The organism is Burkholderia sp. MBR-1 (assembly GCF_013822785.1).
GTDB classification, from domain to species: domain Bacteria; phylum Pseudomonadota; class Gammaproteobacteria; order Burkholderiales; family Burkholderiaceae; genus Burkholderia; species Burkholderia vietnamiensis.
Map to the genome: position 1 here is coordinate 2,190,542 of NZ_CP053610.1, position 20,415 is coordinate 2,210,956.

A 20,415-nucleotide genomic window follows, 5' to 3' on the forward strand; every position below is an offset into this window, starting at 1 on the left:
GAGAATTACCGTGAAGCAAGAGCGACACACGGTATTTGATTGACGTTTCGCCGCTGATTGGTTGCGTCTGCGCGCTCATTTTGAGCCTGGGCGCCTTGCGTGGCATCAACATCGCCACGCGCTTTTTATGCGTGAATCACGCTGTGCGAGTTAGGGAAAATCGGACAGGTGAAGTGTAGGTGTTGTATTTAGAACTATTTAACAATTGCGGAGAAGCGATGAATAACAAGTCAGCATTGATTGGTCTTATGAGCACCGTGGTCGTGCTCGCTGCATGTGGTGGCGGTGGCGACGGTGGCGGCAGCGCGGCGTCGGGAAATTCGGCCGGCTCGACGTCGCAAACTACGACAACGACGACCGCGGCGTTTTCCTGCCCGGCGACCTACAAGAAACTCAGTTTGTCGAACAACAGCGTCATCGCGAACGCCAACCTCAACCTGACGACCGATGACGGCATTGCGACGCTGACGGTCAAGACACCTGCGAGTGGCCAGACCGGAGACCTGACCATCTGTCTGGGCAAGCCTGATCCGGCGCCGGCCGGCGTAACCGCAAACTACATCTACGAGGTGAAATCTTCGGGCGATCTCCGCGCGATGGCATCGTCGACACTGACGCTGAATTTCACGACCAATACCGTTCCGAATCCGAATCCGCCGGTTGTCGAGTTCGCCAACGTGTCCGGCTCGACCGTAGTCTATAAGCAGCTGACCCAGGGCGCATCGTACGCGACTGCACCGAACTACAGTCTGAGCGCGAATGCACAGGATTCCGGTTTGTACGTCGTCCGCCTGACGAAGTGACAACACGTTTCTGATGACCTGACGGTCGAGGTATTGGCTTGCGTGGTGGCGTTCCGCCATCACGCAAGTTTGAAAATCGCCAACGCAACTCGGACATCAACCGAGGTGCCGCTTATCGTCGCAAATCGCGTGATGAGGATATTGGCGAACTTTGATACGATTCGACTCGCACATGGGGTGAATCGAAATTCAGACATAAATCACCAAACCAAACTCATGCGAACGACCAAAACAACCTTGACGCGATCCGTTTGCGCGGCATTAGCGTCAATTCTCTTGATCACGGGGTGTGCGACCAAGCACGCAGCATCACGCAGGACCGCGGTGCAGGAAGGCAGAAATACTTCTATACCGACGAACCTCGCCGCTGACGCTCCGAAGGATGGTGCAAGAATCGTCTTTACGACGAGCGGCATGCCCATGGCGGTGGGCTTTTCGACAAGCACGTCGGATCAGGCATGCACCGGATTCCAATCGGTCGGAGCCGTCTTCGATAGCGGGCGGGGAGCACTACTGCCGTCGATTGCGAGCTTGACCGAGAAGCTCAACAAGGCTGTCCTCAGAACCGAGACGTCGCGCGCGGTAAACGTGAAGCCCGGCGTACAAATCCAGGTCAAGGGTCTCTACGGCGACGATATGGACCGCCGTTCGGATTCGTGCGGACCGTTCGTCACCGCTTTGGTGCCGGAAAAGGGGCACGTGTATCACGTCAATTTTGCGTTCGATGGCACGCAGAGCTGTTCGCAGAGCATGACGGATATTACGGTCCGCGACCATCCGGTTTCCGTGGGGCGTCCGCTTCATTGCTCACTGCGCGATCTCAGAGCTTCGATGGGCGGTAATCCGCTCCGAGCGAAGCACGAACAGGCGCTTGCGGCTGCACGGATACACGAGGCGGCTGCGAATTCGGCATTCGACAAGGCGCTGGCGTTGCAGGACGAGGCCGCCGCGCTCGATTCCCTCGGCGAATCCGACGCAGCACTTGCGCGAATCAACGAGGCGTTGCAATTGGTCGATCCCGCCAAAAGCAAGGATTTGATCGCCACGAAAGCCGGCATATTGTTCTCGCTGAACGATCCGCAGCAGGCGCTCTCGATTCTGGCTCCGGAAATGGAAAAGACGCGCGAGTTCGCGGCGCGCAACCCACAACTTGCACGCGTCGGTGCACTGGGCACCTATACCGAAGGATTCGTCACGGCCACTTTCGCGCATATTCAGTTGCAGCAATGGAAGGCGGCAATCGATACATTGGCCGATGCCGAAGCTCCGCTGGAAGGGCCGAGCTTCTATGCGTACCGTGCGCTGGTGTACCGCTACATCATGGCTCGTGCCCATGATCCCGCGTTGGCGAATCCGCGGCTCGAACGGGACGCGACCTACTACGCCGCGAACGACAAGAACCAATACGGAGTCTTGTTGCGCATATGGCAGGGCGAGGACGCGCTGAAGGCGCTTTCGATCGTCAATGCCGGGTTGTCCGGCGAGGAGCGCCAGGAGGCGGAAGCCGAAGAGCAGTTCTATCTCGGCGCTTATGCGAAGTTCGTCAAAGGCGATGCCGACGCCGCGCGCAGCAGGCTGCGTATCCTCGATGGGATTGCGCCTTACGGCAGTATCGAATGGGTGTACGGCAAACGCGTCCTTCAATAAGGCGCGGTGGACGTAAAGACGGCTTTAAAAAGATGTCGTGCATAATGCGTCGCAAACGCCAACAGGCATTGAGCGGTAGCCGGCATACGCATGGATCGACCAGCACATAAAAATGATTCGGGGTTAGCTGTCAAAAAACGAGGACCATTAAAAATGAAATTGAAGAAATTGTTCGCGATCGGCGTTTCACTGTCGATTTTGGCCGGTTGTGCGTCGGTACCGATGGGGGATCCGCGGCGCGATGCCGAGCTGAAGACCTTCAACGCTCCGCACGATAAGGCCGCGATTTACGTGTATCGAAACGAGAGCATGGGCGGGGCCGTCAAGATGCCGGTGACGCTCGACGGGAAGACTCTCGGCACGACGGGCGCGAGGACTTACCTGTATAGCGAGGTCGACCCCGGTCACCATCAATTGGTGTCGATGGCTGAAAACGACTCGACGCTGGACGTGGATACGGTCGCAGGGAAGATTTATTACGTATGGCAGGAGGTCAAGATGGGCGTCATGTACGCCCGCAACAAGCTCCAACTCGTCGACGACGTCACCGGACAAACCGGCGTGAAAGAATCGAAGCTGACGGTTCTGAAGTCCGATCAGCCTGATACTGCCAAGTGACCGCGTATTGCTGCTGGCGCTTGCAACCACGCCCGCGCAAGCGGGCGTTCTTCACTGGAGAAGACGTGCGATGACGCATTCACTGGGATCGATTCTGATCATTGTCGGCTTGGCGTCGATCATTCTTTCGCAGATCGGAATCGGGATTCATGTTTTTCTCACCAACCCTGTCAAGGGAATCGTGGGAATGTTCGTGCCGTTCTATCTGTGGGCGTACGCGCGGCGCGAGCGTGCGGGGCGCGTGATGATTCAATGTTGGTACGCGGGGCTTGCCGCGCTGACTACGGGCGTCGTGCTGGCTTCGTAGACCGGCAACCCTGGCAGGCGTACTCCAGCGCCCGACGGGCATCTCGCGGTAGCGCTCGCGCCGCGCACGTCCCACGCGCGAGCGCCCACCGCACCACTCCAACCGCGCGTCAGAAAATGAAGCCCGTGTTGATGAACTTCGAGTGGTGATCCGACACGATCGAGTCGAGCAATTGCTTGCTGCCGTCGGTCTGCTTGGCCGCGACCATCGAGCGGATCGAGAACGCACGCAGCGCATCGGTCACCGACAGCGTGCCTTCCGCGGAGTCCTTGCGCCCCGCGAACGGGAACACGTCCGGCCCGCGCTGACACTGGCAATTGATGTTCACGCGGCACACCTGGTTCGCGAGCGGGTCGACGAGCGCGCCGATCTGCGCCGGATCTGAACCGAAGATGCTCACCTGCTGGCCATGCTCCGACGTCGTCACGTAGTCGAGCGCGGTCTCCACGTCGTCGAACGGCGCGACCGGAATGATCGGCCCGAACTGCTCTTCGCGATACAGCCTCATCCCTTCCGACACCGGATACACGACGGCCGGATAGAACAGCGTCTTGCTGAATTCGCCGCCCGACGCATTGACGACCTGCGCGCCCTTCGCCTTCGCGTCGTCGATCGCGTCGGTCATGTACGCGGTGCGATGCATGCCCGGCAGCGGCGTGATGCCGACGCCTTTCTCCCACGGCATGCCGATCTTCAACTGCTCGAGCGCGGCGGTGAAACGCTTCAGGAATTCGTCGACGATCGACCGATGCACGAGCAGCATCTTCAGCGCCGTGCAGCGCTGCCCGTTGAACGACAGCGCGCCGAGCAGGCATTCCTTGACGGTGAGGTCGAGGTCGGCATCGGGCAGCACGATTGCCGCGTTCTTCGCATCGAGGCCCAGAATCGCGCGCAGCCGGTGCGACTTCGGATGCTGCTTCTTCAGGTGATCGGCGACCTTGCTCGAACCGATCAGCGCAAGCACGTTGATCTTGCCCGAGGCGAGCATGTGCGGCACGACCACCGCGCCCGGCGCGTAGATGGTGTTGATCACGCCTTTCGGAAACGCGGCGCGGAACGCGTCGAGCAGCGGCTCGAACAGCAGCGTGCCGTACTGAGGCGGCTTGAACACCACGGTGTTGCCCATCAGCAGCGCGGGGATCAGCGTCGCGAAGGTCTCGTTCAGCGGATAGTTGTACGGGCCCATGCACAGCACGACGCCGAGCGGCGTGCGGCGAATCTGCCCGATCGTGCCTTCGGCGATCACGAAACGCGAGTTCGCGTTGTCGAGCTCCTTCAGCGCATCGATCGTCTGCGTCATGTAGGTGACGGTGCGATCGAACTCCTTCTGCGAATCGGCAAGGCTCTTGCCGATCTCCCACATGATCAGGTTCACGACCCGCTCGCGCTGCGCGACCATCCGCCGGATGAAGTCCTGCATGCACGCGATGCGCTGCTCGACCTTCATCGTCGGCCATTCGCCGCGGCCCGAATCGTACGCGCGCACCGCGGCGTCGAGCGCCGCGTCGCTTTCCGTCTCGCCCATCACCGGATAGCTGCCGATCTCCAGTTGCGCGACGCTGCCGTCGGCTTCGCGCACGCACACGGGCGACAGCACGGTCTTGGTCGCGCCGTCCCACGCGCGCAGTTCGCCGTCGACCAACGATACGCGCTGATGGATCGGCGCGGCGAGACGGAACTCGGCGGGAATGTCCTGATGAGCGGGAAACAGCTGCTGCAGCGAAGCGGAGTCGGGCATGACGGTCTCGTTTGACAGGTGTCCGGAAGGACGGGAGCGATGCGCAATCCTGGGCCGAATGGAGGCGATCCTGAACCGCCATCATGACGCGCGCACGACGAGGCGTCATGCAGATCGACCACCGAAACGCGGATTGGAACCAGTTCCATTAAAAGCGAATGCCGCGCCGATTGCAACCAGTGCAGAACGCAGGCGTCTCGAGCGTAAGCGCTTTGTAGGAATGTTTCGGAATCCGCGGAATTGCGCGTTCGCCGCATGCGCAAACGTTTCACTTCGGCCGCTTTGGGCGGATAATGGCCCGACGCGACGAAGCAAAAATGCCCGGAACCTGAGAGAAAACACACGAAGTCAACGAGCGAAGCAAGGTCCGTCGCGTTGCCGAAGCAAGATCGGCTGCCCGGAGCGCCGGGGTGGGGTTGCCCGCCCGGCGCGCACCGGGTCCTGCCGCGCCACGGCGCCGTCACGCCACGTCTTCGTGATCCTCCGCGTCGCCGAGCGCGTCGCGTCCGGGCGCCGCATATGCGCTCGCCTGCTCCAGCAACCACGCGCGGAACGACTCGAGCGGCTTGCTGTGACTGAACTCCGTCGGATACACGAGGTAGTACGCGGAATCGCCGACCGTCGCGGCATCGCACGGCACGACCAGCCCGAGCTGCTGCAACTGCTGCTCGACGAAGAACTTCGGCACCAGCGCGATCCCGAGCCCGGCCGCCGCCGCGCTGATCAGCATCGTATGCAGCTCGTAGCGCACGCCCTGCATCGTGCGGATGTCCTCGACGCCATGCGTCTCGAACCACTGCGCCCACGCGCCGGGGCGCGTCGTCGAGTGCAGCAGCGGATAGGCGAGCAGATCCTCCACGCGTTCGACCGGGCGCTCGAGCAGCGCGGGCGCGCAGATCGGCACGACTTCTTCGCCGAACAGGTAGTCGGACGACGTGCCGGGCCAGGTCGGCTTGCCGTAGTGGATCGCCGCTTCGAAATGTGTGTCCTCGAACGAGAACAGATCGGTGCGGCTGCCCATGTTGACGCGCACGTCAGGCGTGCGGTCGTAGAAGCTCTTGATGCGCGGAATCAGCCAGTGCGACGCGAAGGTCGGCAGCACCGCGAGCTCCAGGTAGCCGCCGCCGCTGCCGTGCGCGATGATCGACAGCGTGTCGCGATCGAGCGCTTCGAGCGCACGCCGCACCTGCGTGCCGTACAGCTTGCCGGCGCGCGTGAGCACCACGCGCTGCTTCACGCGCGCGAACAGCCGCACGCCGAGGCTCGCTTCGAGCGTCGCGATCTGCCGCGATACCGCGCTTTCGGTGAGGAACAGCTCTTTCGCCGCGTGCGTGAAGCTCTCGTGGCGCGCTGCGGCTTCGAAAGCCACGAGCGCCCCCATGTTGGGAATCTTGAATTTGCGCATGATGCTCATTGTGTCCGACGAACGGGGCCGCAGGGGCGGCCCACAGCGGCGAGAACGCCGACTGATTCCAAAAACTCATCACATCTCAATTTAATCTCGCTTTACGGGCCGCTGCAAGCCTTTGAATAATGCATCCCACGCAAGGCCAGGCGCGCCAGTGGGTGCCTGGCCGCCGAGTGGCCGGCGCGTTTGCCGGCGATGCCCCGAACCGAGAAACCCGATGCGCAATCCGAATATCGAAAGCCTGCTGACCCGGCTGCTGGGACAGGCAAAGACCGACGCCCTGTTCGCGACGTTGAACATGCCGTCCATCCTCGAAGAGTGGGAAACCGACGTCGTCACGCGCGCGGAAATCGCGCAGGCGATGAACATGGCGCTGTTCGAAGGGCTGCTCGAGCGTTCGGCGAACGGGCGCGCGTACACGGCCGACGCGGTCGAGGGCGGCGGCTCGGTCTACTTCGATCATGGCGCGCTGCGCACGGTGCGCTGGCCGCATACGGGCGCGCTGCCGCCGGGCGAGGCGGCGTTCACGCGCATCCTGCGTCCGCTCGGCTTCCGGCTGAACGGCCGCTATCCGCTCGACAAGCTCGGCATGACCGGCCGCGCCTATGCGCACGAAGACGCGCCCGACGAGATCGCCCAGTTCTTCGTCAGCGAATTGCATCCGGAGCGTTTCTCGAAGGAATTCCAGCAGGCGGTGACGAACGTGGTGAGATCGTCGCGCGATCCGCTGTCGCCGGCGGCCGTCGCGCTGCTGTGGGAGATCGAGCGCGAAGGCTGGCTACCGATCGATGCGGCGCACGCGCTGCTGCCCGAGATCGTCGGCGCGTTCGCGCGCCAGCACGATGTGCCGAGCGAGCTCGACTACGACACGCTGCTGCTCGAATCCGCCGAGATGGCCTGGATCGCGACCGAGGGCAACGCGTTCAACCATGCGACCGACCGCGTGGCCGACGTGTTCAAGCTGTCCGATGACGAGAAGGCGAAGGGCCGGCCGATGAAGCCGGAAGTCGAGCGTTCGCGCTCGGGCCGCGTGTTCCAGACGGCCTACCGCGCGGACGTCGTCGAGCGCGAGTTCCGCACGCGCGACGGCGGCACGGTCAAGCGCAACGTGCCGGGCTCGTTCTACGAGTTCATCACGCGCCGTCGCACGTTCGACCAGGCGACGCGCCGCTGGGTGACCGACCTGCGTTTCGATGCGGGCAACGCGCAGGGCATCTTCAAGATGACGGCGAACGCGGCGAAGCAGGCATAAGCGCGCTACTCATCGAAGAACGGGCCGGCGGCTGAAGACAGCCGCCGGCCCGTTGGCGTTGAATGGACTGCGCAATCGGTCAGAACAGGTGCATGACGAGGTAGAACAGCACCAGCACGCCCAGCGGCACGCCGAGCAGCCATGCAATCAGGTACTTGCCCATGTCGTTGTCCTCCACGTGGCCGCGACGCGCAGCGCGTCGCGGCGGGGTATGACGACCGGTTCGTTACAGCCCGCTATCGAAGTCCTTCAGTTGTCGCTCGGCTTCGTCGCGGGCGATCCCGTAACGCTCCTGGATCTTGCCGACCAGATAGTCGCGGTTGCCTTCGGCGACGGCCAGATCGTCATCGGTCAGCTTGCCCCACTTCGCCTTGACCTTGCCGGTGAGCTGCTTCCATTGGCCCTTGATCTTGTCTTCGTTCATCATTTGCTCCTCGAGTTAGGGGAAAAAAGTGCGGCGCTCGGGCGCGCAACGGTTCACGCCTTCGGTTTCAGTCCCGCCGCGTCGACGTGCTTCACGCCCTTGATCGAACGCGTGACGGCGACGGCCTTCTTCACTGCGGTGCGGGTCGGCAGTACGCCGGTCAGCGTGACGACGCCGTCGACGGTCTTCACGCTGATGTCGGTGCTCTTCACACCGTCGGTGGCGGCGAGTTCGCTCTTCACCTTGGTGGTGATCCACGTGTCGGTCACCGGCTGATTCGACTCGCTGGTCATGCTGCTGTCGGTCGACGACGCCTGGGTCTGGGCATGCGTGAGCGGCGCAGCGCAGAGCAGGAAGGACGCGCTGATCGCGAGGACGGTCGAGAGATGCGACGTCTTGTTCATCGATGTTCTCCTTCGATCTTATGGTTGAAAAAATGCTGCGGTCGTACGGTCGATAGGGATCGCGCGACGGCTCGCCGTCAACGTGCGATCGGCGTGTCGTAGCCGGGCTCGCGCGGCGGCATGTCCGGGCGCGGCACGTCGGGCGGCAACGGCACCGGCGGGTCGGTGCCCGGCGCCGGTTCGGGCGGATTGTCCGGGGCCGGTTCGGGCCGCGTCGGATCGGGTGTCTGATGCAGCTTCATCAGGATGTCCTCCTCTGCGGTGTTGCTGGGCAGCGCGGGAGCGCCGATGTGTTACCAGCGTACCGACGAGAACGCACGCGCACATCGCGCAAATTCACCGGATGCGCTAGTGCGTTTGCATGGGGACGGAACGGCGGGGCAGGAACGACGCGTGCTTCGTACCTGCGCAAGCGCCCGCCGCACGCGGCGCAGCGCGGCTGCGCGCGCGTGGCGCGCTCGCGCACGCAGCGGCGGCGCGGCGCGAATGTACTATTGCGCGGGGTGCATCGGCGCGCGTCGAGCGTAGCGACGGCGCCGGCTCCTCGCGGCATCCACCGGCCCGGCGCATGCCCGCGCGGGCGCGACGCGGCCGGCAACCATGCAGACCACGTGGACCATCATTCAATGGACGAACGAGTGAACGAACAGGCGCTCAAGTCGCATACCGATCGGCGCCAACTACATCAGATCATCGCGGGGCTCACCGAGGGCGTGATCCTCATCGAACCGGACCAGCGCATCGTGTGGGCGAACGAGGCCGCGCTCGCGATGCACGGCGTGACCGAGCTCGCCGAGCTGGGCGCGGACGTCACCGAGTATCGCGCGCGCTTCCGGCTGCGCTACCGGAACAATCGTCCGGTGCGTCACGGCCACTATCCGATGGACCGCGTGATCGCGGGCGAGCAGTTCAGCGACGTGACCGTCGAAGTCGAATCGGCCGCCGACGCGAACGTGAGCTGGGTCCACCGGATCCGCAGCCTCGTGTTGACGAATGCGGCCGGCGAGCCCGATTGCCTCGCGCTCGTGTTGCACGACGCAACCGAATGGGCGAGCGCCGAGGACCGCTTCGAGCGCACCTTCAACACGAACCCCGCGCCGGCCGCGATCTGCCGGCTCGACGATCTGCGCTATGTGAAGGTCAATCAGGGCTTTCTCGACATGACGGGCTACGCCCGCGACGAAGTGCTCGGCCGCTCCGTCTATGAAGTGGACGTGCTCGAACAGGCCGAGCGGCGCGAACTGGCGATCGAGCGGCTCGCCGAGCGCGCGACCATTCCGCAGATGGAGGCCGTGGTCAAACGCGCGGACGGCAGCCCGAATGCGGTCGTCGTTGCCGGGCAGCCGATCGACATGAACGGCGAAGCATGCATGCTGTTCACCTTCATGGACCTCGAGCCGCGCCGGCAGGCCGAGCTTGCGCTGCGGCAGAGCGAGGAGCGCTTCGCGAAGGCGTTCCGGATGGCGCCGGTGGCTACCGCGATCGTCACGGCCGACGGCTTCGTGCTGCTCGACGTGAACGACGCCTTCGTCGCGATGACCGGCCATCCGCGCGACGACCTGCTCGGCAAGTCCGCCGACGAAATTGGTCTGTGGGCCGAGCGCGGCGCGCGCGAGCAGCTCGACGGCCAGCTCGCGCGCGACGGCGGCGTGCGCAACGCGGACGTGCAGATCCGCACGCGCGAAGGCGACCTGCGCGATTGCGTGGTGTCGGCCGACCCGGTCGCGATTCACGGCCAGGACTGCGTGCTGATCGCGCTGCTCGACATCAGCGACCGCAAGCGCACCGAGATGGAGCTCGTCTATGCGATCGAGACGGCGATGCAGGATGCGTCGTGGTTCAGCCGCACACTGATCGAGAAGCTCGCGAACGTGCGGCGCGCGAATGCGCCGGACGCGGGGCCGCAGCTGTCGGATCTCACCGCGCGCGAGCGCGACGTGTTCGACCTGCTGTGTCAGGGCCTCGCCGACAAGGAGATCGCCGGCCGCCTCGGCCTCGCGCCGAACACGGTCCGCAATCACGTCGCGACGATCTACGCGAAACTCGACGTGCACAGCCGCGGCGAGGCCATCGTATGGGCGCGCGAGCGCGGCGTCGTCGGCGCGGCCGATCCGAACGTCGCGCGCACCGACAAGGGCGGCGACTGACGCCGTCCCATATGCGATCGGTGCGAATGCACCAGCCACGATGATGCATCCGCATCTGCCGCGCATTGCGCGCGGCTGCGATCCTGTCCGCTCGGCGGCACGGCGCGCTGGCCGTGCGGCCGACTCTCCCTCAACTCATCGCAGGAGACGACCATGGATAGAAATCGCATCGAAGGCAAGCTCAAACAGGTGAAGGGTTCGGTCAAGGAAGCGCTCGGCAAGGTGACCGGCGACCGCGAGACGGAAGCGGAGGGCGTCGCCGAACAGCAGGCCGGGAAGCTCCAGGAGCAAGCCGGCGAGGCGGCCGACGCGGTGCGCAGGCATACGGGCATCGATACGCATATCGACCGGCACTGAGCGCTGCGCCGGCGGCAGCGTCGCGGCGCGCCTCATCGCCCCTCGGCCGGTGATGATTCTTCCACGGCATCACCGCGCGCCGCGGCTCGTCACCGTACCGGCGCGCGTTCGACCCGACGTACTTCGTTGCCGGCCCGTCCATGCGCGGGCCGGCGCGTCGTCGACCTGGCGTCGGGTGATGACAATTCCTCACAACGTAGTTCCGATATTTCGTTTGCGGCACGCGTATTGGCTACCCACAATCGGCTCACCTGTTGCGCGCGCGATAGCCGCGCACCGTGCCCCGCCCCATAAAAGAAAGGATTCGCCGATGACGTTCCGCACTCGCTCGCTTTCCGGCATGGCGCTGGCCGCCGCGCTTCTCGCGTTCCAGACCGGCGCGGCTCACGCGCAGGAAGCGGTCGTCAAGGTCGGCGTGGCCGTGCCGCTGACCGGCAGCGGCGCCGCCTACGGCAAGGACATCGAGAACGGCGTGCGGATGGCCGTCGACGAGGCGAACGCGGCGCGGCCCACACTCGGCGGCAAGCCGGTGAAGTTCGTCGTCGCGTCGCAGGACGACCAGAGCGATCCGCGCATCGGCGTCCAGGCGGCGCAGCAGCTGACCGACGCGCAGGTCGCGGTCGTGATCGGCCATTTCAATTCGGGCACGACGCTGCCGGCTTCGAAGATCTACGCGAAGGCCGGCATTCCGATGATCACGCCGTCGGCCACCAATCCCGACATCACGCGCGCCGGGCTCGGCACCGTGTATCGCGTGATCGCCACCGACGCGCAGAACGCCGGCAATGCCGGCGCGTATGCGGCGGGCGTGACCAAGGCGAAGCGCATCGCGATCATCGACGACCGCACTGCGTTCGGTCAGGGCGAAGCCGACGAGTTCGAGAAGGCGGTGAAGGCGGCGGGCGGCACGATCGTCGCGCGCGAATTCACGAACGACAAGGCCGTCGACTTCAGCGCGCAGCTCACCAAGATCAAGAGCGCGAACGCGGACCTCGTGTTCTTCGGCGGGCTCGATGCGCAGTCCGCGATGCTGGTCAAGCGGATGCGCCAGCTCGGCGTGCGCGCGCAGTTCCTCGCGGGCGGCGGCGTGATGAACGCCAACTTCATCAGGCTCGCCGGCAATGCGGCCGAAGGCGCGGCCGTGTGGGAGTACGGGCAGCCGCTCGCACGGCTCGCGAAGGGCAAGCAGTTCGAGACGAAGTTCAGGCAGAAGTACGGCGTCGACATGCTCGCCTATGCGCCGTTCGCCTACGACGCGACCTGGATCGCGATCAATGCGATGCAGAAGGCGAATTCGGCGAAGCCGGCCGACTTCAACGGCGCGCTCAAGAGCACGCGCTACGACGGCATCACCGGCACGATCGCGTTCACGACCACGGGCGACCTGAAGAACCCGAGCTCGACGCTGTATGAAGTGAAGAACGCCGCGTGGCAGCCGGTCACCACGCAGACGGCCGATTGAGCGCCGCACGCGCGCTCTTTCGCGGCGCGGCGTGACGTGCTGAAATAGCCGCAACGATCGGGCGCGCACGATACGCGCGACGCGGCACGAACAACCTTCGGGCGCGGCCGGCTGGCCGCGCCTTTCATGTGCAACTGGAGTCAGTCGTGAGTTCTCAAGTCGTCATCGTCGGCGGTGGTGTGATCGGCAGCTCGATCGCCTATTTCCTGCGCGCCACCGATCCGACGGTTTCCGTGACCGTCATCGAGCGCGATCCCACCTATGCGAAGTCGTCGTCGGCGCTGTCGGCCGCGTCGATCCGCCAGCAGTTCTCGACGCCGCTGTCGATCGAGATGTCGCTGTTCGGCATCGCGTTCCTGCGCAATATCGGCGAACGGCTCGAAGTCGACGGAACGCAGCCGTCGATCGATCTGCATGAAGGCGGTTACCTGTTCCTCGCGACGCCGGCCGGCGATGCGACGCTGCGCGAAAACCACGCGCTGCAGACGAGGCTCGGCGCCGATATCCATCTGCTGGACCGCGACGCGCTGCGTGCGAAGTTCCCGTGGCTGAACGTCGACGATCTCGTGTCGGGCGCTTACGGCGCGAGCGGCGAAGGATGGTTCGACGGCTACGGGCTCGTGCAGGCGCTGCGCAAGAAGGCGCAGGCGCTCGGCGCGCGCTATGTGGCGGCCGACGTGACCGGCGTCGTGCGCGATGGCCGCAAGATCACGCACGTGGTGACGAACGACGGCGAGCGCCATGCATGCGACACGCTCGTCAATGCGGCCGGCGCGTGGACGCGCACGCTGTCGTCGATGATGGGCATCGACATTCCGGTGTATGCGCGGCGCCGCAGCATCTTCAACGTGTCGTCGCCGGCGAAGCTCGCCGATTGCCCGCTGCTGATCGATCCGACCGGCGTGTATTTCCGGCCGGAAGGGCGCACGTATATCTGCGGGACGTCGCCGAGCCCCGATCGCGATCCCGACGATCTGCCGCTCGACGAGGTCGATCACGATCTGTTCGACGAGGTGATCTGGCCGACGCTCGCGAACCGCGTGCCGGAGTTCGAGGCGCTGCGCGTGGAGAATTGCTGGTCCGGGTACTACGAGTACAACGTGTTCGACCACAACGCGATCATCGGGTATCACCCCGAGCTCGACAACGTCGTGTTCGCGAACGGATATAGCGGGCACGGGCTGCAGCAAGGGCCTGCCACGGGGCGTGGCGTGAGTGAACTGATTCTGGGCGGGCGGTACGAATCGCTCGACCTGTCGCCGCTCGGCTGGGAGCGTGTGCTGGAAAACCGGCCGATCGTCGAAAAGAACGTCGTGTAGTGCGGCGCGCTCGCCTGGCGTGGTCCGGGCGGGGTTCTCCTCGGATCTCGATCTGATTGGCCCGGCTTTGCCGGGCTTTTTTTCGTCCGCGGCGGCCGTGCAGCGCGCAGTGGGGGCCGGGCGGGACGCTCAAGCCAGCAAGCACGCAATCAGGTCATGCGTCGTGCGCACCTCATACTTCCTCAACAAACTCGCACGATGAATATCGACGGTGCGCGGGCTGATGCTCAACTCCTTGCCGATTTCCTTGCTCGTCAGGCCATGCACCAGCAGCGCGGCGACGTCGCGCTCGCGATCGGTCAGCGTGCCGGTGACATCGGGATGCTTGGAGTTTTCCGACAGATCGGTGAAGGTCCACACGGCCAGCTCGAACGGCCGCTTCGGGTTGTATCCGAAGCCGCGGACGGTGACCCAGAAATGACTGCCGTCGACCCGCCGCATGATGCGGTCGTCGCTGAAGCCGGCATGCTTCGCGAGCAGCGGCGCAAGGCGGCGGCCGGTCGTCGCGAAGTCCTTCTGTTGCGGATAGAGCTTCGCGAACGACTGGTCGATGATGTCGTCGCGGGTCGCCCTGAACAGTTGCAGCGCCTTCTCGTTGCACTCGACCATGATCCGCTCTTTCGCCACGATCGCCGCGACGGGCAGGTGCCTGAAGAGATCTTCGTAGTCGAGGCTGGACATCGTGTCGGTGATGGTCGGCATCCCGTCGCCCGGCCCGAACGACGTTCGAACCGGGCGGTCGGTGACAAGGGCGGAATCGTGAAGACCGTTCATGATATCCGCCCGCCGCTCACACGGCGCCTTCGACGCTGCGCTCCGCGTTGCGGGCCGCTCGGCCCGTCGCCGGGCCGGCGTCCTCGAGCGCCGTCTTCGACGTTTCCGGCAGCGCCAGCCCGCCGATCATCGCGAAGATCGCCACGGCGATCAGGTAGTACGCGGGCGACAGGTTGGTGCCGGTCGCGGAGATCAGCCACGTCGCGACGAGCGGCGCGGTGCCGCCGAAGATCGTGTAGGCGAGGTTGTAGGTGATCGCGGAGGCCGTATAGCGGGTCTTCGTCGCGAACACTTCGGACATCAGCGGTGCCGTCACCACGCCCGAGAACACCGCGCCGATGGCCAGCAGAGCGACGCCGAGCAGCGATTGCGACAACACGCCCGAGCCGCCGAGCGAGAACGCCGGATACACCGACACGATGATGAACAGGCCGGTGGTCGCGATCGTCGCGCGGCGGCCGACGAGGTCGGAGAAGAAGCCGGCGACCGGACACAGTGCCGCGGCGAAGAACAGCGCAAGCACCGTCACGAGCAGCGACGTGCCGCGCGACAGGTGGCCGGCGACCTGGAGGTAGGTCGAGAAGTACGTCGTGAACGTATAGAACGACAGCGCGGTGACCGACACGAACGCACCGAGCTTCAGGATGTTCCACGATTGCGAGCGCAGCGTTTCCATCAGCGGCGCATGCGCGACGTCGTGCTTGCCCTCGAGCGCCTGGAACGCGGGCGTTTCGTTCAGGTTCACGCGCAGATAGACGCCGATCAGCCCGACCGGCGCCGCGATGAGGAACGGCACGCGCCAGCCCCAGTCGATCATCGCCTGCGACGACAGCGACGATTCGAGCAGATACGCGACCACGGCCGCGCACGCGAACGACGAGAACGTCGAGACCGGCACGAAGCTGCCGAAGAACGCGCGGCGGCGGCGCGGCGCGTGTTCCATCACGTACGCGCACGCACCCGCATATTCGCCGCCGGCCGAAAAGCCCTGCACGCAGCGAATGATCGTGAGCAGCAGCGGCGCCCAGTAGCCGATGCTCGCGTAAGTGGGCAGCAGGCCGATCAGCGTCGTCGACCCGGCCATCATCAGGATCGTCAGCGCGAGCGTGCGCTTGCGGCCGATCCGGTCGCCGATCACGCCGAACACCAGGCCGCCGAGCGGACGGAACGCGAACGCCACCGCAAACACGGCGAACGTCTTCAGCAGCCCGATCGTCGGATCGCCGCTCGGGAAAAACTCGCGCGTCAGGATCGTCGCGAGGAAGCCGTAGGCGGCGAAATCGAACCATTCGACGAAATTGCCGATCGACGCTGCGGCGATCACACGCCGTAGCGTGCGGGTATCGACGTCCTGGGTGGTCATGGTCGTGTCCTCTCTAGGTGTGGCGCTTGGGTTCGCGCCGAAAACCATGGTAGGGACGCCAATTACCTAGGTCGATAGGTGTCAATTACCTAGGTAATCGAGGGCGGCTGCGAATGTCCGCCCGGACGGTTGCGTGACCTTGAGCCATGAGGCCGGTGTGCCGAACGCCGGCCGAGGCTCGATGAATCGAATCGTCAGAACAAAAGCCCTAGCATGGTGGCCTTGACCGCGGCTTCGGTCTTGTTGGCCGCGTTCAGCTTGCGCATCGCATTGACGAGGTGGAATTTGACGGTGCGGTCGTCGACATGCATGATCTTGCCGATCTCCGCGTAGGTTTTCCCCGCGGCGGACCATTGCAGCGCCTCGCGCTCGCGTACGGTCAGCTCGACGGTGTATTCGGGCACGAGCCGCTGGAGCAGATGCATGCTCATCGCATAGTTGGCCGTGTTGGCGAGCCATGACATCTGGTATCCCTTTTCCGCGAGCTCGCGTTCCTCGATCGGTTCGCCGGACCGGACCATCGTGATGAGCCCGATCGCGCCGGTGCGGCTGACGGACGGCATGCACCAGCCGTGCCGCAGGCCGTGTTGGTCCGCCTCCTCCCAAAACTGGACGCACTGCGTCTGGCTGTCGGCGCGCCAGATCAGCGGGCTCATCCGGCTCAACCCGTGCCGGACCGTCGGGTCCACGGCGAAATAGTTCTGGCTCACATAGCGTTCGACCCACGTCTGCGGATAGTTGGACTGCAGCATGAACTGCGGCTTGCTGATCGGCAACGGTATGCGCAGACCGAATGAACAGTGGTCGAATCCGAGCGCCCGCACATCCGCCGAAAACTCCAGAAACACGTCGGCCTCGGATTTTGCGGTGGCGAATCCATTCAGATACTTTTCTCTCCAAGCCTGCATATCATTACCTTTTCGGTCAATCTTACCCATGAGGCAGCTATATCGTGTAGTCGACACATCGGTCGATTCTTATTAAACGATATTCCAGGGTGGGGTTGAATTTTCCGGGTATCAGGCAGAAAGCATGGCGCCGGTGATATTTTTTGCTTGACGACGGATTTCGCGGAGCATCCGCACTGACGATGAGACGCTCGAAACGCTCAATTTCACGCAGGCGTGCCCCCTTTTCACGGGCTGATAATGCGATGTCATTCATCAGACGATCTGCAATAATCCTGAATCACATGCGCGCGATCGAACCGGCTATCAAGAATCACAACGCGGGCGCGCTACGAGCGTTGCAATAGCCCTCGTCTGGCCGACCACCGTGAATCTTGCCGGCCTATTCGGAAGCGATTTTAACAGGTGTCACGTCGAGATAACCGATATGCAAAAAAAATGGAACGATGGATACATACGATTGACTTTGCCCGCATTTTACGCGTTGCGTTTCCGTCAGCATATGTGTCAACCCGATTCGGAACTGCTGCATGATCTTTGGGGCGAGGGGATCAGCGCCGTCAATGCCGGCTACTACGAGCTGGTCTGCACCGACACGCAGCCGAGCGCGAGCGTCGGCTGCGCGTGGTACGTGGCGGTGGGCCAGCCCGACGTGCAGGTCGGGCGAGGCGACGTCAGCAGCAACGTAATGCTTCTCGATACAGACGGCGACGATTATGGCGCGCAATACAGCCGGGCATTAATCCAGAACTGGCTATGTTCGGGGGCGCGGCAACGCGCACTTGAATCGGCCGTCGTCGCCGATCACTGATTTTTTGTTCGATCCCGATGATTATTTCATCAAAAAGCCACGGGTTTATCCGCTGAACCGGCGTGCCGTGAAACGGAAATCTCGGGTCCGAGTTTCCAGAGCGGCGCGGCGCCGATTCGATCGCGACCGCAATCATCGATCCCGTGATGCGGCGCCCGAGATACCCGGCCCCCAATTTCCGATCCCACGCTCTGCTTCGGCGCTCCGTTTCGCTGATTTTCGAACGATCGTCCGTTAATCCTGAATTCGCTATCCCGGCGCCGCGTTTCGTCGTAATCGGCGCGCGATCCATCGCGTCTGCGACGTACGACCTGTCCATTCGGGCAGCTATTTTGACGCTGCAATTTCGGGTTCAATCGCGTCAACAATTCTGAGATGAGAGAGGGCATTCAGATGCTGACGTTATTGTCGGGAAGAAGCGCTGATTTGAATCGCGAAACGATGTATCAACTCGCAAAGTATCGGCATAAGGTCTTCATACAAGAACTCGGATGGACTTTGCCTACCGATAATGGCATCGAATTCGACAATTTCGATCACGCGGATACCCTTTACGTCATCGCCCGCGATCGCAACGGCGAAATCGTCGGTTGCGGCCGCTTGCTGCCGACCGACGAGCCTTATTTGCTCGGCGACGTGTTCCCGACCTTGATGGGCGACGCCGCGCTTCCCCATGCCCCCGACGTGTGGGAACTGTCCCGCTTCGCGATGAGCATGCCGCGCGGCGAGTCGTTGACCGCCGAAGAGTCGTGGCAAAACACGCGAGCCATGATGTCCGAAATCGTTCGCGTCGCGCACGCCCATGGCGCCAATCGCCTCATTGCGTTCTCCGTGCTCGGCAACGAACGGCTCCTGAAGCGCATGGGTGTCAATGTGCACCGCGCCGCACCGCCCCAGATGATCGAAGGCAAGCCGACCTTGCCGTTCTGGATCGAGATCGACGAACAGACGCGTGCGGCGCTGAACCTCGACGGGCTGGAGCGCGTCGGCGGCGTGCCGCCCAAGACGTTGCGCAGGCCGGATGCGTCGCGCGCGCTCGAGCAATCGGTATGAGCGGGCGATGCGCGCCGTGAAGGTTCGCGTGCGCCGCCGCCCGGCGGCGCGGCCCGGCGCGGCGCGCGCAATACGGTATTTCAACAGGTGTGCCTGAAGATGAACGGCTTTAACGATGTGGCTCGGCTAGTCCCGGTCAGCGAGAGGAATGTGAGATGACGCTTCGAGTGGTGGTAACCGGTATTGGCATTGTGTCTCCACTGGGTTGTGGGAAGGAATTGGTGTGGCAGCGCCTGATCGGCGGGGGCTCCGGGCTTCGCCGCCTCGGCGACGATATCGCCGGTGAGCTGTCCGCCAAGGTCGGCGGGACCGTCCAGGACGTGGCCGAAGATCCGGAAGGCGGCTTCGATCCCGAGCGCTCGGTGCCGCACAAGGAACTGCGGAAGATGGACCGCTTCATCCAGATGGCGATGGTCGCCGCGGACGAGGCGCTCGCCGAAGCAGGATGGGCGCCGGAAGCGGAGCAGCAGCGCGAGCGGACCGCTACCGTCGTGGCCTCGGGCATCGGCGGATTTCCCGGCCTGGCGGAGGCGGTGAGAATCGGCGAGACGCGCGGCGTGCGGCGCTTGTCGCCGTTCACCATTCCGTTCTTCCTGTCCAACCTGGCAGCCGGCCAGATTTCGATCAAGCACCGGTTCCGCGGGCCGCTCGGCTGTCCCGTGACGGCCTGTGCCGCGAGTGTGCAGGCGATCGGCGATGCGATGCGCATGATCAGGACCGGTGAGGCCGATGTCGTCCTCGCCGGCGGCGCAGAAGCGGCATTCGACAAGGTCAGCCTCGGGGGCTTCGCGGCGGCTCGCGCGCTGTCGACCGGCTTCGGCGAGGAGCCGGTGCGGGCGTCGCGTCCGTTCGATCGCGATCGTGACGGATTCGTCATGGGCGAGGGCGCCGCCATGGTGGTGGTCGAGTCGCTGGATCATGCCCTGGCGCGCGGCGCCCGGCCGATCGCGGAAATCATCGGCTACGGCACCACGGCCGACGCTTATCACATGACCGCCGGACCCGACGACGGATCCGGCGCGATGCGGGCGATGAAGCTGGCCCTGCGGATGGGCGACGTCGCTCCGGAGCAGGTCGACTACGTCAACGCCCATGCGACGTCGACGCCGGTCGGCGACGCCGGCGAGATCGAGGCGCTGAAGACGGTGTTCGGTGTGGGCGCCGGCCCGGCGATTTCGTCGACCAAGTCGGCAACCGGGCATCTGCTCGGAGCGGCGGGCGCCATCGAAGCGGCGTTCTCCATTCTGGCTCTGCGCGATGGCGTGCTGCCCGGCACGCTGAATCTCGAGCACCCCGACCCGGCAGCCGACGGGCTGGATCTGATCGGGCCTGCCGCGCGGCACGTGCCGGTCGAGATCGCGCTGTCCAACGGGTTCGGGTTCGGAGGCGTGAACGCGTCGGTGCTGTTCAGGCGATATCCGTCGGATCGGTCCGCAGAGGCGCATTGAGTGATGGGCACGCGGGTCCCGCAGTACCGCTGATTTCGTCAGTACGTCAAACCGTAATCATTCGGCGCTTCGCCGCCGTTCGCCGGCTCTCCATCTGACCGATGGCGCCGGCGACGGCGAGGTTGCGTCCCGTGCAATTCGGACTCCGGTCGTTATCCAAAGGGAATTTTCC

Annotated in this window: 21 protein-coding genes; 12 read left to right on the forward strand and 9 right to left on the reverse strand. The window is 64.1% G+C overall.

Features of this window, described 5'->3' with window-relative positions; translation table 11 throughout:
- Positions 1 to 218 precede the first annotated feature (218 nt).
- The 4 genes from MBR110_RS24380 (at position 219) to MBR110_RS24395 (ending at position 3,375) form a co-directional block, all read left to right on the forward strand.
- Entirely contained in the window at positions 219 to 803 is a 585-nt protein-coding gene (locus MBR110_RS24380) for a hypothetical protein (protein WP_059668436.1), read from the forward strand.
- Between the two features lie 531 nt (positions 804 to 1,334).
- Positions 1,335 to 2,450, forward strand: a complete 1,116-nt coding sequence (locus MBR110_RS24385; protein WP_181709386.1) for a hypothetical protein — start codon at positions 1,335 to 1,337, stop codon at positions 2,448 to 2,450.
- A 153-nt stretch (positions 2,451 to 2,603) separates the two neighbouring features.
- Positions 2,604 to 3,068: a DUF2846 domain-containing protein gene (locus MBR110_RS24390; protein WP_059735860.1), complete on the forward strand. Its 465-nt coding sequence runs from the start codon at positions 2,604 to 2,606 to the stop codon at positions 3,066 to 3,068.
- Between the two features lie 70 nt (positions 3,069 to 3,138).
- Positions 3,139 to 3,375 carry a hypothetical protein gene (locus MBR110_RS24395; protein ID WP_059582174.1) on the forward strand — a complete coding sequence of 79 codons (237 nt, stop codon included), beginning with the start codon at positions 3,139 to 3,141 and terminating at the stop codon, positions 3,373 to 3,375.
- A gap of 109 nt (positions 3,376 to 3,484) precedes the next feature.
- On the opposite strand, the gene MBR110_RS24400 is transcribed toward MBR110_RS24395, so the two are convergent.
- Together MBR110_RS24400 and MBR110_RS24405 are read right to left on the reverse strand one after the other, a co-directional pair.
- Entirely contained in the window at positions 3,485 to 5,113 is a 1,629-nt protein-coding gene (locus tag MBR110_RS24400; protein ID WP_059735861.1) for an NADP-dependent glyceraldehyde-3-phosphate dehydrogenase, read from the reverse strand.
- Between the two features lie 460 nt (positions 5,114 to 5,573).
- A complete protein-coding gene (locus MBR110_RS24405; protein ID WP_059735885.1) occupies positions 5,574 to 6,518 on the reverse strand; it encodes a LysR family transcriptional regulator in 945 nt (314 codons plus the stop codon).
- Between the two features lie 220 nt (positions 6,519 to 6,738).
- On the opposite strand from MBR110_RS24405, the gene MBR110_RS24410 reads away from it, so the two are divergent.
- A complete protein-coding gene (locus MBR110_RS24410; protein ID WP_014724425.1) occupies positions 6,739 to 7,773 on the forward strand; it encodes a DUF1338 domain-containing protein in 1,035 nt (344 codons plus the stop codon).
- Between the two features lie 226 nt (positions 7,774 to 7,999).
- Here MBR110_RS24410 and MBR110_RS24415 read toward each other — a convergent pair whose 3' ends face one another.
- From MBR110_RS24415 to MBR110_RS24425, 3 genes are all read right to left on the reverse strand, one after another.
- Positions 8,000 to 8,197, reverse strand: coding sequence for a CsbD family protein (locus MBR110_RS24415; RefSeq protein WP_014724426.1), 198 nt, complete (start codon positions 8,195 to 8,197; stop codon positions 8,000 to 8,002).
- Positions 8,198 to 8,250: 53 nt separating this feature from the next.
- Complete coding sequence (locus MBR110_RS24420) at positions 8,251 to 8,601, reverse strand: BON domain-containing protein (RefSeq protein ID WP_041494066.1); 351 nt, start codon at positions 8,599 to 8,601, stop codon at positions 8,251 to 8,253.
- A 77-nt stretch (positions 8,602 to 8,678) separates the two neighbouring features.
- Positions 8,679 to 8,843: a hypothetical protein gene (locus MBR110_RS24425; RefSeq protein ID WP_006484627.1), complete on the reverse strand. Its 165-nt coding sequence runs from the start codon at positions 8,841 to 8,843 to the stop codon at positions 8,679 to 8,681.
- A 384-nt stretch (positions 8,844 to 9,227) separates the two neighbouring features.
- On the opposite strand from MBR110_RS24425, the gene MBR110_RS24430 reads away from it, so the two are divergent.
- The 4 genes from MBR110_RS24430 (at position 9,228) to MBR110_RS24445 (ending at position 13,886) form a co-directional block, all read left to right on the forward strand.
- The gene (locus MBR110_RS24430; protein ID WP_014724427.1) at positions 9,228 to 10,748 is read left to right on the forward strand and encodes a helix-turn-helix transcriptional regulator; all 1,521 of its coding nucleotides are present in this window, start codon (positions 9,228 to 9,230) and stop codon (positions 10,746 to 10,748) included.
- Between the two features lie 153 nt (positions 10,749 to 10,901).
- Positions 10,902 to 11,105 carry a CsbD family protein gene (locus tag MBR110_RS24435; protein ID WP_014724428.1) on the forward strand — a complete coding sequence of 68 codons (204 nt, stop codon included), beginning with the start codon at positions 10,902 to 10,904 and terminating at the stop codon, positions 11,103 to 11,105.
- 310 nt (positions 11,106 to 11,415) lie between these two features.
- Positions 11,416 to 12,567 carry a branched-chain amino acid ABC transporter substrate-binding protein gene (locus MBR110_RS24440; protein WP_014724429.1) on the forward strand — a complete coding sequence of 384 codons (1,152 nt, stop codon included), beginning with the start codon at positions 11,416 to 11,418 and terminating at the stop codon, positions 12,565 to 12,567.
- Positions 12,568 to 12,713: 146 nt separating this feature from the next.
- The gene (locus MBR110_RS24445; RefSeq protein ID WP_059668432.1) at positions 12,714 to 13,886 is read left to right on the forward strand and encodes an NAD(P)/FAD-dependent oxidoreductase; all 1,173 of its coding nucleotides are present in this window, start codon (positions 12,714 to 12,716) and stop codon (positions 13,884 to 13,886) included.
- A gap of 129 nt (positions 13,887 to 14,015) precedes the next feature.
- On the opposite strand, the gene MBR110_RS24450 is transcribed toward MBR110_RS24445, so the two are convergent.
- The 4 genes from MBR110_RS24450 to MBR110_RS24465 all read right to left on the reverse strand — a co-directional run bounded on the left by MBR110_RS24450 (position 14,016) and on the right by MBR110_RS24465 (position 17,187).
- Positions 14,016 to 14,588 carry a PAS and helix-turn-helix domain-containing protein gene (locus tag MBR110_RS24450; protein WP_045578274.1) on the reverse strand — a complete coding sequence of 191 codons (573 nt, stop codon included), beginning with the start codon at positions 14,586 to 14,588 and terminating at the stop codon, positions 14,016 to 14,018.
- 88 nt (positions 14,589 to 14,676) lie between these two features.
- Positions 14,677 to 16,023: an MFS transporter gene (locus MBR110_RS24455; RefSeq protein WP_034194878.1), complete on the reverse strand. Its 1,347-nt coding sequence runs from the start codon at positions 16,021 to 16,023 to the stop codon at positions 14,677 to 14,679.
- A 194-nt stretch (positions 16,024 to 16,217) separates the two neighbouring features.
- On the reverse strand, positions 16,218 to 16,961 hold the full coding sequence (locus tag MBR110_RS24460; protein ID WP_224383353.1) for a helix-turn-helix transcriptional regulator: 744 nt from the start codon (positions 16,959 to 16,961) through the stop codon (positions 16,218 to 16,220).
- A 7-nt stretch (positions 16,962 to 16,968) separates the two neighbouring features.
- A complete protein-coding gene (locus MBR110_RS24465; RefSeq protein WP_124259904.1) occupies positions 16,969 to 17,187 on the reverse strand; it encodes a hypothetical protein in 219 nt (72 codons plus the stop codon).
- A 171-nt stretch (positions 17,188 to 17,358) separates the two neighbouring features.
- Here MBR110_RS24465 and MBR110_RS24470 point away from each other — a divergent pair, with 171 nt between their 5' ends.
- From MBR110_RS24470 to fabF, 3 genes are all read left to right on the forward strand, one after another.
- Positions 17,359 to 17,742 (forward strand): DUF4902 domain-containing protein, encoded by a 384-nt coding sequence (locus MBR110_RS24470; RefSeq protein ID WP_034194879.1) that lies wholly within the window; start codon positions 17,359 to 17,361, stop codon positions 17,740 to 17,742.
- A gap of 393 nt (positions 17,743 to 18,135) precedes the next feature.
- Positions 18,136 to 18,795 carry an acyl-homoserine-lactone synthase gene (locus MBR110_RS24475; RefSeq protein ID WP_011881339.1) on the forward strand — a complete coding sequence of 220 codons (660 nt, stop codon included), beginning with the start codon at positions 18,136 to 18,138 and terminating at the stop codon, positions 18,793 to 18,795.
- Between the two features lie 155 nt (positions 18,796 to 18,950).
- Positions 18,951 to 20,243 carry a beta-ketoacyl-ACP synthase II gene (fabF, locus tag MBR110_RS24480; protein WP_081054278.1) on the forward strand — a complete coding sequence of 431 codons (1,293 nt, stop codon included), beginning with the start codon at positions 18,951 to 18,953 and terminating at the stop codon, positions 20,241 to 20,243.
- Positions 20,244 to 20,415: the final 172 nt, after the last annotated feature.